Annotated in this window: 16 protein-coding genes and 1 riboswitch; of the genes, 1 reads left to right on the forward strand and 15 read right to left on the reverse strand. The window is 34.3% G+C overall.

Annotated features, from left to right (window positions below):
* The first annotated feature begins 117 nt into the window (after nucleotides 1-117).
* Nucleotides 118-939, forward strand: coding sequence for a phage integrase N-terminal SAM-like domain-containing protein (locus tag K5Q07_RS03630; protein WP_220729677.1), 822 nt, complete (start codon nucleotides 118-120; stop codon nucleotides 937-939).
* On the opposite strand, the gene K5Q07_RS03635 is transcribed toward K5Q07_RS03630, so the two are convergent.
* The 15 genes from K5Q07_RS03635 to K5Q07_RS03705 all read right to left on the reverse strand — a co-directional run bounded on the left by K5Q07_RS03635 (nucleotide 936) and on the right by K5Q07_RS03705 (nucleotide 14213).
* Entirely contained in the window at nucleotides 936-2198 is a 1263-nt protein-coding gene (locus K5Q07_RS03635) for a tetratricopeptide repeat protein (protein WP_220729678.1), read from the reverse strand. The two genes, K5Q07_RS03630 and K5Q07_RS03635, sit on opposite strands and share 4 nt — an antisense overlap.
* A 78-nt stretch (nucleotides 2199-2276) precedes the next feature.
* Nucleotides 2277-2552 carry a non-specific DNA-binding protein Hbs gene (hbs, locus tag K5Q07_RS03640; RefSeq protein ID WP_034530808.1) on the reverse strand — a complete coding sequence of 92 codons (276 nt, stop codon included), beginning with the start codon at nucleotides 2550-2552 and terminating at the stop codon, nucleotides 2277-2279.
* A 173-nt stretch (nucleotides 2553-2725) separates the two neighbouring features.
* Nucleotides 2726-4033, reverse strand: a complete 1308-nt coding sequence (der, locus tag K5Q07_RS03645; RefSeq protein WP_220729679.1) for a ribosome biogenesis GTPase Der — start codon at nucleotides 4031-4033, stop codon at nucleotides 2726-2728.
* A 79-nt stretch (nucleotides 4034-4112) separates the two neighbouring features.
* A complete protein-coding gene (gene rpsA / locus K5Q07_RS03650; RefSeq protein WP_220729681.1) occupies nucleotides 4113-5330 on the reverse strand; it encodes a 30S ribosomal protein S1 in 1218 nt (405 codons plus the stop codon).
* 77 nt (nucleotides 5331-5407) lie between these two features.
* On the reverse strand, nucleotides 5408-6088 hold the full coding sequence (gene cmk, locus K5Q07_RS03655; protein WP_220729683.1) for a (d)CMP kinase: 681 nt from the start codon (nucleotides 6086-6088) through the stop codon (nucleotides 5408-5410).
* A 21-nt stretch (nucleotides 6089-6109) separates the two neighbouring features.
* Nucleotides 6110-6673, reverse strand: a complete 564-nt coding sequence (locus K5Q07_RS03660; protein WP_220729685.1) for a LysM peptidoglycan-binding domain-containing protein — start codon at nucleotides 6671-6673, stop codon at nucleotides 6110-6112.
* A 50-nt stretch (nucleotides 6674-6723) separates the two neighbouring features.
* A complete protein-coding gene (locus K5Q07_RS03665) occupies nucleotides 6724-8169 on the reverse strand; it encodes a RecQ family ATP-dependent DNA helicase (protein ID WP_220729686.1) in 1446 nt (481 codons plus the stop codon).
* Nucleotides 8159-9127 (reverse strand): helix-turn-helix domain-containing protein, encoded by a 969-nt coding sequence (locus K5Q07_RS03670; protein WP_220729688.1) that lies wholly within the window; start codon nucleotides 9125-9127, stop codon nucleotides 8159-8161. Before K5Q07_RS03670 ends, K5Q07_RS03665 begins: the two co-directional genes overlap by 11 nt.
* 72 nt (nucleotides 9128-9199) lie before the next feature.
* The gene (locus tag K5Q07_RS03675; protein WP_220729690.1) at nucleotides 9200-9781 is read right to left on the reverse strand and encodes an ECF transporter S component; all 582 of its coding nucleotides are present in this window, start codon (nucleotides 9779-9781) and stop codon (nucleotides 9200-9202) included.
* Between the two features lie 82 nt (nucleotides 9782-9863).
* A riboswitch (FMN riboswitch) is annotated at nucleotides 9864-9984 on the reverse strand.
* 59 nt (nucleotides 9985-10043) lie between these two features.
* On the reverse strand, nucleotides 10044-10769 hold the full coding sequence (locus tag K5Q07_RS03680) for a pseudouridine synthase (protein WP_034530795.1): 726 nt from the start codon (nucleotides 10767-10769) through the stop codon (nucleotides 10044-10046).
* The gene (gene scpB / locus K5Q07_RS03685; RefSeq protein WP_220729692.1) at nucleotides 10738-11298 is read right to left on the reverse strand and encodes an SMC-Scp complex subunit ScpB; all 561 of its coding nucleotides are present in this window, start codon (nucleotides 11296-11298) and stop codon (nucleotides 10738-10740) included. Before scpB ends, K5Q07_RS03680 begins: the two co-directional genes overlap by 32 nt.
* Nucleotides 11299-12054: a segregation and condensation protein A gene (locus K5Q07_RS03690; RefSeq protein ID WP_220729695.1), complete on the reverse strand. Its 756-nt coding sequence runs from the start codon at nucleotides 12052-12054 to the stop codon at nucleotides 11299-11301.
* Nucleotides 12035-12337, reverse strand: a complete 303-nt coding sequence (locus K5Q07_RS03695; RefSeq protein ID WP_220729697.1) for a hypothetical protein — start codon at nucleotides 12335-12337, stop codon at nucleotides 12035-12037. Before K5Q07_RS03695 ends, K5Q07_RS03690 begins: the two co-directional genes overlap by 20 nt.
* Before the next feature lie 89 nt (nucleotides 12338-12426).
* Entirely contained in the window at nucleotides 12427-13314 is an 888-nt protein-coding gene (xerD, locus tag K5Q07_RS03700; protein WP_220729699.1) for a site-specific tyrosine recombinase XerD, read from the reverse strand.
* Between the two features lie 14 nt (nucleotides 13315-13328).
* Nucleotides 13329-14213, reverse strand: coding sequence for a CvfB family protein (locus K5Q07_RS03705; protein ID WP_220729700.1), 885 nt, complete (start codon nucleotides 14211-14213; stop codon nucleotides 13329-13331).
* Between the last annotated feature and the right edge of the window lie 39 nt (nucleotides 14214-14252).

The raw sequence follows: 14252 nt of genomic DNA on the forward strand, positions 1-14252 counted from the left end.
ACTCTCAATACAATCTATATTAAATATTAACAGATTAAGATTATAATTTACAGATTGAAGTTTGCTAACTTTAGTGCTGTAATAGGAATAAATAACAATTAGGAGTTGAACCAACGAATGTCCAATGATTATCCATATCAAGATACTTTTGAAATCAATTTGCAGAATAAGGGTTTGGCCCAGATAACAATCAATGAATACACCAAAATCCTATCTGACATGTTTGACTACCTATCCGACTTTAATAAGGGATATCAAGAAAATCATCAGGTTAGTAACTTATTTAATCGTGATATCGAAGAGTATCTCCAAATGTTATTAAATGAACGTCAAATCAATCATAATACTTACAACAAGGTCTTATCTCATATCAACGTTTACTTTAATTATCTATTCACACATCAACTCAACAACAATTTACCCACAATTGATATTAAAGGGCTAAAGCACGAGTCTAAGAATGAATTAAACACTGAATGGTTAGATAAACTAAACGACATCTTAAATGATGCCAACGTTCATTTTTACGCCAGAATGGTTGTTCTATTAATTAGTAAAGGTTTTAAATCAGAAGAATTTTTACAACCTGGTTTTTATGGATTGTTTAATCAAATTACTTTTTCTGATGAAGAGAGAGCTTTCTTGAATTTATTCGATAAATTCATTGAACCAATTCAATTGAAACAAAATAGCCAAGACATTTTCTTGAAGCAACGTCTTGCCAAAGATCCGCACATTACTTCTGCCGGTTTACACAAGTACTTAACTCCCAGCGAACAATATTTAGGATTTTCACTTAGCCCTTCTGAACTGTTTAAGGGGTACGTCATTAATTTCATCAAAAAAAATCCAGATTTAACTGACTCAAAATTATCAAGTCAATTAAATCTGGATCTATCATCGATTAATTATTATAAAGGATTAATCAAAAAAGATTAATCGTCCATATATTCATCAAGCATAAATGCAGCTTCATCATCATTTGGTTGAAGTTGAACATACTTTTTAAGAAGTTCGTATGAATTATCGCGATCACCGTATTCTCTGAAGAATAATACTGCTTGTTTCAAGAAGCTAGCGTTGTCCGAGAAATATGGCTTGGCTGCTAAGTAATTCTTATGAGCTTCTTTTAGTTTATCTAATTTGTCATATGAAATGGCTAGGTTCCAATAGAATTGTGGATCTAATTCATGATTTTCAATGTAACTATTCAATAACTTAATATTTTCTTCATAGTCTTCCTTGGCAACCAATAAATTAGACATTTCCAAAACAATTTCAATGTCGTCTGGATCAATTTCGTTACCTTGTTGTAAATAACCCAGCGCTTCATCGTTTTCAGAAAGCTTAAGAGCTTCTCTAGCGGTCGCTAGGAATAGTTTTTCGTTGTATTGATCAACACTCAATCCTTCTTGCAATACACGGTATGCTTCTTCTTGCTTATTCACGGCATCCAATGCTTGTCCCAAGTATGGGTAAAGAGTTGCATATTGAGGATCTGAATCACGAAGTTCTTCAAACAAATCAATTGCTTCATCGTATTCCTTTAACTGTAGGTAAGTGAATGCTGTTTCAAATTTAACGTCTGATGACATATCGATTGTTTTAATTTGTTTTAGATAACCAATTGCATTTTCAAAATTACTGTCATTAGCATATGAAATCCCGATTCTTTCAACAATGTTAACGGATGAAAGATTGGTAATCCCCTGTTTAATTAAGCTCAAATACAAGGGAATTGCTTTATTGTATTCACCCATTGTGTAATACAATTCTGCTAAAGCAAACGTGATTACTTCTTCGTCAGGAGCCAATTTTTTAGCTTCTAAGAGCTTTTCTCGGCTCACTTCGAATAGTTCTTGTGTTTGATATAAATCGGCCTGAACCATCAAAGATTGAAGATAAGCAGGTGAATCTTTACTGATCTTGCTTAATTGTTCCAAGGCTTCGTCAGTATTGCCTTCACTAATTAAAATGTCAGCGATATCGGTTCTTAATTCGTCTTCATCAGGGAACTTCTTCAATAATTTTTCATATAGTTCCTTAGCTTGGTTAGTGAAACCATATGAGTATAGTTCTTCAGCAAGTGAGTACACCATTTCATCACTGTCATGGTGTAACGCTAGATTATATTGTTTATTAAATTCATCGATTTTTCCTTCTTCAAGGAATTCTAGTGCTTTTTGTGAGTAGCTCAAACATCTCGCTCCTATCGTTTAAAACATATAAAAAAGGCCAGCCCCTAAATGGACTAGCCTAATTATAGCATACTGTTATTATTTAACAGCATCCTTTAAAGCCTTACCTGGTTTGAATGCAGGTACTTTGCTTGCAGGAATTTGAATTTCTGCACCAGTTTGAGGGTTACGACCCTTACGAGCAGCACGTTCACGTACTTCGAAGTTACCGAAGCCGATTAATTGTACCTTTTCGCCCTTAGCCAAACTACCTTGAATTGAATCAAATACAGCATCAACTGCTGCAGTTGCATCCTTCTTAGTTAAACCAGTTTTAGTAGCAACGCTGCTTACTAATTCTGCCTTGTTAGCCATGTGTGTTTCACCTCCCACAATGTTCGGAAAACAATCTATGCTTTTCGACTTATGTAATCACAACAAATTAATGTCATTACATTTATTCAAGATATCACATAAACGCCCGCAATTCAACGATTTTTAATATTTTTTAGCATAAAATATTAAAATTTTTCTTCAAATAACCTTTATTACTTACGTTTTCTGGAAATGATTTTAATCGGGGTCCCAGAAAAGTCAAAGTGTTCTCTAATTTGATTTTCGATATATCTTCTATATGAGAAATGCATTAGTTCTTCATCATTGACGAAGATAACAATGGTAGGTGGTTCACTTGTAACTTGAGTTGCGTAGTAAATACGTAACTTACGACCATTGATACTTGGAGTTGGTGTCATGGCAATTGCATCCATTAAAACATCATTTAACATTGATGAAGAAATACGTTTAGCATGGTTGTCGTAAACACGTTTGATCAAGTCAGGGATTTGACTTAAGCGTTGTTTAGTCTTCGCAGAAACAAACAAGATTGGTGCATATGATAGATATTGGAATTGACTTCTAATCCCTGCTTCAAATTCTTGTTGTGTCTTACTAGTCTTCTTTAAAGTATCCCATTTGTTAACGATAATGATGACACCTTTTCCACCTTCGTGGGCATATCCAGCGATACGCTTATCTTGTTCACGAATACCTTCTTCAGCGTTTAAAACAATCAATGCCACATCACTATTATCAATGGCTCTCATCGCTCTCATTACTGAGTATCTTTCGGTATTTTCGTAAACCTTACCACGTTTTCTCAAACCAGCAGTATCCACCATGGTGAATTCTTGACCATCTTGCTCAAATTGGGTATTAATCGCGTCTCTAGTAGTTCCAGCAACGTTAGATACAATTACTCTATCTTCACCTAAAATAGCGTTAACAAGTGAAGATTTACCTACATTAGGACGTCCAATCAAACTAAATTTGATGTTATCGTCATTTTCTTCTTCTGTTTTTTCATCGAAGTTCTTAATAACTTCGTCCAATAAGTCACCCAATCCTAAACCATGGGCACCAGAAATTGGATATGGATCTCCAAATCCTAAGGAATAGAAATCATAAATGTTAGCACGACTTTCAAAATTATCAACTTTGTTAACCGCTAACACGATTGGCTTATTGGTTCTATATAAAATTCTGGCAATATTATCGTCGGCGTTAGTAATTCCTTCTTTTCCATTAACCATGAAAATAATTACGTCCGCTTCATCGATTGCAATTTCTGCTTGTGCAGTGATTTGTTTTACGAATGGTTGATCACCCATTTCAATACCACCCGTATCAATCATACTAAATTCGTGTCCTAACCATTCACCATGAGAATAAATTCTATCTCTAGTAACACCAGGGGTGTCTTCAACGATAGAGATTCGTTCACCAGCAATACGGTTAAAAATTGTTGACTTACCAACGTTTGGTTTTCCAACGATTGCAACTGTAGGTAAACTCATTTAATATTCACCCTTTCTTTCATAATGAAAAAAATATCCTTCACCAAAAATGAAGGATATTTTTAAAGATTATAATATATTATTGATTATCTTTGTCTAATCCTTTACCAACAATGTCACCTAAAGTGAATCCATTTTCTTCTTCAGGAGCATTTTCAGTAGCATTATCAGTAGCTTCGACATGTTCACTTGAATCTTGAGCATTTTCTGGTTCAGGTTCAAGAGCACGTAATGATAAAGCTAAACGATGTTCACTTGGGTTAACATCTAGAACTTTAGCATCAACAGTTTGACCAACCTTTAATACATCAGAAGGTGTATTAACATGTTTATGTGAAATTTGAGAAATGTGAATTAAACCTTCAACACCAGGAATAACTTCAGCAAAAGCACCAAAATCAACTAATCTCTTGATAGTTGCCTTTACAGTACTACCTTGAGGAGCTTTTTCTTCGATTTCATCCCATGGTTGTGGCTTAGTTTGCTTGATTGAAAGTGAAATTCTACCACGTTCTTCGTCCATACCGATAACCTTAACTTTAACGTCTTGGCCATTTTCTAGAACGTCAGCAGGTTTGTTTACACGTTCGTATGAAATTTCTGAAACATGAACTAGTCCGTCAATACCACCAAGGTCAACGAAAGCACCGAAGTCAGTCATACGTGCAACTTTACCTTCAACAATATCACCAACATTTAGCTTGTCCATAACTTCTGAACGAGCTTCTTCTTGGTTCTTAGCTACAACGTCGCTGTGTGAAAGAACTAAACGGTTCTTTTCAGGAACGATTTCAACAATCTTACATTCGAATTGTTGACCGTTGTATTGGTTTAAGTTTCTTACAAAGTGGTTAGTGATCATTGATGCAGGGATAAATCCACGAACACCAGCGTCTACTACTAAACCACCACGTACTGCGTTTTGAACAGTAACAGTAATAGTTTCATTGTTTTCAGCTTTTGCCTTTAATTCATCCCAAACCTTACGTTCTTCTAAACGACGAATTGATAGAAGGAAGCTTCCACCTTCTTTATCATCACCGATACGTGAAATTACAACAAATTTACCTTTGTCCCCAACTTTAAATTTGCTTTCAACGTCATCAACAGGTTGTGAGGATAGTTCACGACGAGGAACAACTCCTTCAACCCCGGTGTTATCAATACCAATAATTAATTGATGATCCTTGTCAAAGGCCAAAATTTCACCACTGACAACATCGTTAATATTAACTTGGTCCACACTATCCAAGGCTTCTAATAAATCTTTGTTTGTTTGTTCATCTGATTCACTCATCTGATATTTCCTCCTTGAGACTACTATAAGTTACATTCTAGACTATGTTATAAATAAAATCTAGTTTAATGATTAAATTATAGTGTTTGTTTTTTTGTTATTTCATCAGAGATGGCATCCACCACTTGATCAATTGACATTGAAGTAGTGTCAATTTCCTTTGCATCAGCAGCTTTTGTCAATGGAGACACAGCTCTATGAGAGTCTTTGTAGTCCCTTTCTTCAATTTCTTTTTTCAATTGTTCTAGTGGTACGTGGATACCCTTTTCGGCATTATCTTTAAAACGACGATCAGCACGTTCATCAACACTAGCAATCAAGAAAATTTTAACCTCAGCGTTTGGTAATACTGTTGTCCCGATATCTCTACCGTCCATAACAATACCACCCTTAGCTGCGATATCTTGTTGTCTTTGAACAAGTTCTTTTCGAACTGCACCAAGACTTGCAACTGTAGAAACGTTATTTGTAACGTCTTCTTGTCTGATATCGGTGGTAACTTCTTGTCCATCAAGGAAAACTTTTTGTTGTTTTTCCCCCGGTTCAAAAGTAATCTTAGTATCATTTAACATGTCCAAAATCACTTTTTCATCATCTAAAGGATAACCTAAACGTAAAGCCTTTAGTGTAGTTGATCTATACATCGCACCAGTATCACAGTAAATGTATGAGAATCTTGCTGCAACTAATTTTGCAACTGTACTTTTTCCAGCTGATGCTGGTCCGTCAATTGCTACTTGTAACTTACTATTATTCATAAACTTAAACACCACTTAATTTTATTTTACTAGAATTTTTTGACCATTTCTAACAGTGTTAGAATCAGTAATTCCGTTAAGTTTCATTAGATTTTGAACACTTGTACCATACTTCTTAGCAACACGATATAAATCCTTCATACCATCTTGACCAATTACAGCATATCCACTGTTATTATTAACTGTTGATTGGTTAGTAGTTGTTCCTTGGTTTTGAGTATTGCTGTCACTAGTTTGACCTTGTGTACTGTTGGTTGAGTTATTCATTGTGTTGTTGTTCATACTTGATGAATTGCTCATTGATGAAGAGCTGCTCATTGAACTTGAGCTAGACTTCATTGAACTTGATTTTTCTGCATCTTTATTCTTCTTTGAAGACATTGAAGAGGATGTAGATGTAGAAGTAGTTGTTGTAGAGTCATTGTTGTCACTGCCACTTGGACTACTAATCATTCCGTATACCAGTGCAAATAATCCAATTACTACTAGGATAGTAATTAAAACGATTGCGACTGTCTTATGTCCCCTGTGTTTTCTTCTACTTTCTACTCTTGAAAAATTACTGTAATCGTCGTTATTATTCAAAATAATGACCTCCTAATAATATCTTATGTCTTAATTATACATGAATTTTACTATTTATAAAAAAGAGTTTGAATAATACTTTGCCATTTTAATGTTTGTGACTGTGAATTCAAGCTTTTACTTTTCTGTACTAAATCCATCTCTTCTAATTGTAATCGGGTATTTTCCCCATTACAACAATTTCCATCATGGTTAGTAAAGTTTTCGTTAAAGTATCTAAGCAAAAATGCTCTTTTGCAGCCATTGGTTTTCACAAAGCCAAGCATTCTGTTCAATGAAGCGATTAATTCATTTTTTCTTTGCTCAAACATATTTATCACTTGAGTTTTCGTAAAACCATTTTGAAAGTAGTAATTAATTAAATCTGCTTTCTCATCTAAATCGTTATTCTTCAATTGTTCATAGTGATCATAAAAGAAACTGATCATGTCTTCACTCGGAATTGTGTCATCGATAAATCGATATTGTAAGATTTCATCTTTTTCTTTGTATAAGACTATAGAGATGCTTTGCTTACCATCCCTTCCAGCTCGACCCATTTCTTGAACATATGATTCTAAGTTAGCGGGCATATGGTAATGAATCACAAATCTAATGTTGACTTTATCAATTCCCATTCCAAAAGCACTGGTAGCACAAATAATGTCTATCTTATCACTAATGAATTGGTGTTGAATTCGATAACGACTGTCGGCATCCAAATCAGCGTGGTAAACCTCTACACTCAATTTGGTCTTTTCTTTTAGCCACTCACAAACGGCATTTGCAACTTTTTTACTGGAGAAATAAATAATCCCGGGTTTTTTTAACTTATTTGCCATATACAAAAGCTGCTCGTTCTTATCTTCATTGCTGGTAAAAGTATCGACAGCCAGTGCGATATTAGGTCTATTTGTTGAATACTTAATAGTTTCGATGTTTGGTAAACCAATTTTTGCTTTAATATCGTTTACGACATCGTTTGATGCTGTGGCTGTCAACATTAAGGTAGTGGGATATCCGAGACTTGAAATGATGTCTTTTAGGTTCAGATATTCCGGTCTAAAATCAGGTCCCCATTGATTAATACAATGAGCCTCATCAACAACAAACAATGATATTTGATGCTTTTTAAATGCACTTAAAACGTCCGGATTGGATAACATTTCTGGTGACACATAAACATACTTATAACTGTTTAAATGTTTAATGACTCTTTGTCGATCTGGCCATGATAGGTTGGATGTAATTGCCACTGTTTGCTTTTCACCCAAGTATCTCATTCTATCGACTTGGTCTTGCATCAATGATATCAGCGGGGAGACGACAATTACCATCCCGTCAACCATCTTACCAACGTATTGGTAAATCAATGTCTTCCCAGTTCCGGTTGGCAGTACACCAAGAGTATTTTGACCGCTTAAAATTGATTTAATAACTTCTTTTTGTCCAGAACGAAAATCATCGAAGCCAAACCATTTCTTTAGATGTTTTCTTAACTCTTCATCACTTAACATCTTGTTTACTCCTTAATATTTGATAGATTCTAAACGTAAAGAAATCAATATTTGTACTTTCGCTAATTTGGCGAAACTGCCAATCATCAATCGGTTGATCAGAAAAAGCCTTAGATAAGATTGTTTTTCTCTCAAAAGTGATGATTTTATCGTATGGAAATTTATCCCTTGGTAACCAAATCGCCATTTCCAATAAGTGTTCTCTCACCGTCGATATCTTTACCTTTAAATTATTCGCAATCTGATTCAATGTATTACCACTAACAAATTGTTTGTACGTCAAAATGGCGTGATGATTCATCTTTAAAGTTCTAATGTCAGATATTAACGAGAATAATAGCTTATCATCATCGTTAATAATATAGTTGATAAAATCAACCCATCCATCGTATTCCATGAAGTAAGCTTCCACGTTTGAAATACTCATATTATCGGCCATTTGGCGATTAGTCATGCCAAAAACGTCATGGCCAATCATTTGTTGAGCGATGATGTTAGCTTCTTGCTCATCAATTTGTGACAGATACTTAGTTAGATAGTCTTCCAATCGCTTTATGATTTCAGATTTATATTGAATAAACCACCTTTTAACAATCATTGAACTCTTCATATTAGTCTTCACTGGATAATAGTTTTTATTTTGGTAACTATATTCAGATACCGATTGAATTGCTAATAAGAGTCGCGATTTAAATTCATTAACATCGTAGTCGTATTGATACGATGTATTCTTTAATATGTAAAAGGATTCTTTTAAAGAATCCTTTTTAATTTGACCTTTGTTCGTCAATTGATACTGATATTCATCAACTGGCTCAGCCAATCCGTTATTGATTAACTTTTTGATATCATTGTTAATGGAATTCAGATCATATGTTTTAAGAATTGCTGAATATTGCAACAAATCATAACGCATTGCCCAAAAAAGTGTTGAAACGGTTCTTTTGCCGTTTAGCAAGTTTTGAATCAATTTAATTCTTCGCGGTTGCGTTGATGATAAAAGCAATAGCAGCAAATCTTTATTCATTGTTTATCTCTTTTCTTTATATTTTTCCCAAGCGTTGCTTCTGTTATATATAATCACAAACACAATACCAATGAATAAGCCTTTGATAAGGTTAAATGGTGCGACTGTATATAAGACAGAATCCAATAGGCTAAAGCTCAATTTAAATCCTGTTAAATTGATGTATAGTGGTGTAATTACAAAATAGTTCAATACACTTAATACTAACGTTAACATGAATGTTTCAAAAAGAATCATAATCACGTACTTAGCTTTATTCTGAACTAATTTATCAACCAATGTAACTGATAAAACAATTGTTAAACTGGCAATCAATAGTGCTGAAATGCCAATTAAGTTAATCAAAGAAACACCGGTAAAGACAAAGTATAGTACCGCCCTTAGCAATGCTACAATCAAACCACTACGAGTTGATAATAACACAGTTGCCAATAGGATTGGAATATCACCAAAATCTAACTTCATGTATGGTGCCATTGGTAAAATCGGCACAGAAAGATAGGTCAATAGATATGCCAATCCTCCCAAAATTGAAACCTGAACCAGGTTCTTCAAACTAAAATGACTACTTGTACTACTTAACATAATAAATCCTCCATATGAGGAATATCTTCAAAAAAAGCTCATTGATCCATCGAAGACCAATGAGCTTTTTGCGTACTCAAAAAGAGATCTTCTTTATACCAGACTATACTGTCGGCTCTGGAATTTCACCAAATCAACTATCAAACGATAGGTAGCGGGCTGTAACCGCCGGTCGGGAATCTAACCCTGCCCTGAAGATAAACCAATTTTTATTTTTTCAAGAAAAATTATAGCAAAAAATGCCTGTTCAAAACAAGCCCTTTTATCTCTTTTCAGTCATTTCGTATAACTTTTCAACTTCGAATTTCTTTAATGGGCGGTAATCACCTGGTTGTAATCCCTTTAGGTTTAGGAAAGCAAATGATTCACGTTTCAACTTTTTAACTGGATGACCTATTGCCTTGAACATGTTCTTAACCTCGTGGTTTTTACCTTCATGAATGGTTAATTGTACAACAGCAGTTTTTTTACCGTTATCGGTTTCCAAGACATTTGTCTTAGCAGGTGCTGTCTTCTTGCCGTTAATCTTAACACCCAGTCTTAGTTGCTTTAATTCATCATTAGTTGGAATTCCTTCAACCTTAGCAACATAAGTCTTTTCAACTTCGTACTTTGGATGAGTTAGGCGATTATCTAAATCACCATCATTGGTCATCAATAAAAGACCAGATGTATCATAATCTAATCTACCAACTGGGTAAATTCTTTGTTCCACATCTTCAAAAAAGTCTAAAACGGTTTTACGATCTTTTTCATCTGACACTGAAGTAATAATTCTTCTTGGTTTGTATAGTAGGTAATATACAGGTGCTTCTTTGTTGATTGGTAAACCATCAACTTGAACTTCATCAGAAACCTTAACCTTTGTTCCTAATTCAGTAACCACTTGACCGTTTACCTTTACGCGACCGGCTAAAATAATTTCTTCTGATTTACGTCTTGAGGCTACCCCGGCTTTAGCCATTATCTTCTGTAGTCGTTCCGCCATTTTCTTCCTCCTGAAGTAAAATTTCATTATCAATTTTTGGTAATTCGTTTAAACTCTTAATTCCAAACAACTTCAAAAAATTATCAGTTGTTGTATAAAGTTTTGGATGACCTGGCACCTTCTTGTACCCTGAAGTTGCAATTAGACTTTGTCTCAATAATCGTTGAACAGTCTTACTACTGTTTACACCTCTAATATCATCCACTTCAACCCTAGTAATTGGTTGATTATAAGCAATAATTGTAAGTGTTTCTAGCGCTGTTTGAGTTAAGGAGATACTTTCATCGCTTTGTAAATACCCTTTGATTAGGTCATTTAGCTCCTCTTTTGTTGCCAATTGAACCTTATCAGAATATTCCATCAACGTAAAAGGTGAATCATCCTTTTCAAATGAATCCTTCAATTGATTCATTAATGTCTCTAACTCACTAGTACTTAATTCCATTAATGAGCTTAAACTATCATATGTTATGCCATCTTCACCAGATATATATATTAGGCTTTCTAGCTGCGCTAACTTACTAACCAATTACTCTTCACCTTGCTTTGCAATTTTTTCTAAATATAGTTTATTGTCGACTTGGCCAACCTTTACCTTTTGTTCCTTAACTAACTCTAATAGTGATAAGAACGTAGTGACAACAAATTCAACATTACTGGTCTCATCAAATAAAGAATCAAACTCAACGGATTGTTGTTTGGATAATCTATCCATAACGTAAGTTGATTGTTCTTTTACTGTGTATTCCCATTCAATTACCGAATGTACGTATGGTTCATTTGATTTAATCTTTTCAATAATTCGGTCAAAAGCTTGTTGAATTAAATCGATACTGAATTTCTCGTTGTCATTAAAATCAATCATCTCGTCGACACTAGGTAAAACGGGATCAACACTGTGATATTGACTGGTCTTAGTTTCCATCTTTTTCAACACTTTGGATACTTCTTTATATTCCTGATAGATCAGTAATTGATTTACCAATTCATCTCTTGGATCTTCATAGTCGTCATCTTCATTAATTTCATCATTTCTAGGTAACAATAGTTTCGACTTGATAGCCATTAAATTTGATGCCATTACGAAGTATTCACCCGCGATATTAACGTTTAAATTTTCCATCTCGGTTAAGTATTCAACATATTGTCGTGTAATTTCTTCAATTTGGATGTCATAAATATCCATTTCAGATTGCTTGATTAGGTGCAATAGCAACTCTAAGGGGCCATCAAAATCATCAATATGAATATTTATATTGTTAGAGTTATTGAACTCTGGTTCCATTACGTTTCTCCCAAATTTCACAGATTGAAGTTGTATCCATTGTTCCCACAATCTTTTTACCCATATATAGGTCATTTAGATCATCAATCATCGAACAACAGTTATTAATATTCCAAGAATCTGGCGTTAAAACTACTCTTCTTAGAACCAACAAATCATTTTTTTGTTCAATTGAGACTAGTCCAGCCCAATTATCATCTTGATTTTTCCATAAGTAAATAACACGGTTATTGCTATCTTCGTACCAGTTCATTTCATCTTCCAGGTGGTTACCTTTATTCATGTCCGGTAATAAAGAAAGCATATCCATAGCGATTTTTTTATATTCTGTTCTATATTTTAGTAGCATCCCAAATTCCTCCAATCTGTGCTTTAAGCGTGTGGATGAAAATCATCAAACGCCTTATTTAGATGTTCATGGGAAACATGCGTATAAATTTGAGTAGTCGATATATCAGAGTGCCCCAATAGCTCTTGTACCACTCTCAAGTCAGCTCCGTTTTCTAGTATATGAGTAGCAAATGAATGGCGTAAAGTATGTGGAGTAACTTTCTTCTTAATTCCAGCTAAACCAACATAACGTTTTAATTTTTGCCAAATACTTTGTCTACTCAAACCAGATCCATGAGCGTTCAAGAATAGATAATCACAATGTCTTCTCTTTAGCAAAAGATTGCGACTATTTTCCATGTAAGTGTTTATCCATTTAATGGCTTGCGATCCAATCGGAATGATTCTTTCCTTGTCACCCTTACCAATTGTTTGAATAATTCCCATATCTAAATGTAAATTATCCATCTTCAAATTAACGACTTCGCTAACACGTAATCCTGTTGCATACATCACTTCTAATATGGCCCTATCTCTAATACCATATTTATCGTTTGTATCAGGAACATCAAGCAATTTATCAATTTCCTTCATCGTTAATACATCGGGAAGATGATTAGCTGATTTAGGTGTATCTACGTTTACCATCGGATCCTCAATGATAAAGTGATATCTTTGCAGGTATTTAAAAAACTTTTTCATAGTTGAAACAAAACGGATTATGGAATTTCTCGCTTTTCCACAATCCTTCATGTATTTCATATAATCTAAAATGGTTTTTGAATCGACCTTTTTAAATTCATCAATATGATTATCCTTTAAATAATTCATAAATCCTTTAATATCTTGATGATAGCTCTTAATCGTATTATCTGACAATCCTCGTTCAATTACCAAATAATGTAGATAGTCCTTAACTTCGGAGTCCATAATATCACCCGATTTTATTCAATATCAGTTTCTTTACCCTTTTCAGTTAACAACATTTCGCCATCTTTTTGTTCAATTAGACGGTTCTTCAAAAGATTACCGACAGCACGTTTGAATTGACCCTTACTAATACCAAAGAAAGCTTTGATGTCTTCAGGTGTACTCTTATCGGTATATTCAATCTTGCCTTCTTCTGATCTCTTTAAAACAGCGAAAATCATCTTAGAATCATCACTGATTGCTTCGTATGCTCGAGGTTTCATTGAAAGGTTTAAAGTGCCATCTCTTAGAATTCCAATCACTCTTACATTAACTTGTTGACCTAAACGTGGTTCCATTTCGCGTTCACTTGGGTGAATGAATCCTATGCGATAGTCATCAGTAATAACACGAGTTCCAGCTAATTTTAATCTATAGGTTGTCGCCTTCATGTTACGGTTCTTTAGCTTGGGATTAGCTGGAATTGAAATACTCTTGAAGATTTCTTCATCAGCTAATTCACCCCAAATTCGATCTTTTTTATCGATTTTTAAGGCAATCATGACTTTATCGCCATGTTGAGGCCATAACTTTGTTAATTCAGGAAGATCATCGATTGATACGACGATATCCTTATTTGGTAATCCGATATCCACAAAGATTCCCAATCCATATTTACTTTGGACAACCGTCCCAAATGCGTAGTGATCTACTTGAACATCAGGAATGTTTCTTGTTATTTGCATCTTGTGATTTTCATTTTCATATGCAAAACCCTTAAAGTTACTACCAATCTTTAGTGGCTTTAATATTTCGTCCTTATCCAATAGGAATGTTGTTCCTTCAATTTGAACAAAATAGTTTTTGTCATTTTCGTCAGTTACTTTACCAGAAACAACACGGCCTAAAAAGTTATTCATTAATATTCCTCATTTCGAATCGTTATATGTCAATTCTAC

The sequence above is a fragment of the Apilactobacillus zhangqiuensis genome, from assembly GCF_019656215.1.
Classification (GTDB): Bacteria; Bacillota; Bacilli; order Lactobacillales; family Lactobacillaceae; genus Apilactobacillus; species Apilactobacillus zhangqiuensis.

Coding starts and splice junctions, on each gene's coding strand:
- rpsA (WP_220729681.1), bottom strand. CDS start 5,330: ATGAGTGAATCAGATGAACAAACAAACAAAGATTTATTAGAAGCCTTG.
- der (WP_220729679.1), bottom strand. CDS start 4,033: ATGAGTTTACCTACAGTTGCAATCGTTGGAAAACCAAACGTTGGTAAG.
- K5Q07_RS03680 (WP_034530795.1), bottom strand. CDS start 10,769: ATGGCGGAACGACTACAGAAGATAATGGCTAAAGCCGGGGTAGCCTCA.
- xerD (WP_220729699.1), bottom strand. CDS start 13,314: ATGGACTCCGAAGTTAAGGACTATCTACATTATTTGGTAATTGAACGA.
- K5Q07_RS03665 (WP_220729686.1), bottom strand. CDS start 8,169: ATGTTAAGTGATGAAGAGTTAAGAAAACATCTAAAGAAATGGTTTGGC.
- cmk (WP_220729683.1), bottom strand. CDS start 6,088: ATGAATAATAGTAAGTTACAAGTAGCAATTGACGGACCAGCATCAGCT.
- K5Q07_RS03690 (WP_220729695.1), bottom strand. CDS start 12,054: ATGGAACCAGAGTTCAATAACTCTAACAATATAAATATTCATATTGAT.
- K5Q07_RS03675 (WP_220729690.1), bottom strand. CDS start 9,781: ATGTTAAGTAGTACAAGTAGTCATTTTAGTTTGAAGAACCTGGTTCAG.
- K5Q07_RS03705 (WP_220729700.1), bottom strand. CDS start 14,213: ATGAATAACTTTTTAGGCCGTGTTGTTTCTGGTAAAGTAACTGACGAA.
- hbs (WP_034530808.1), bottom strand. CDS start 2,552: ATGGCTAACAAGGCAGAATTAGTAAGCAGCGTTGCTACTAAAACTGGT.
- K5Q07_RS03695 (WP_220729697.1), bottom strand. CDS start 12,337: ATGAATAAAGGTAACCACCTGGAAGATGAAATGAACTGGTACGAAGAT.
- K5Q07_RS03630 (WP_220729677.1), top strand. CDS start 118: ATGTCCAATGATTATCCATATCAAGATACTTTTGAAATCAATTTGCAG.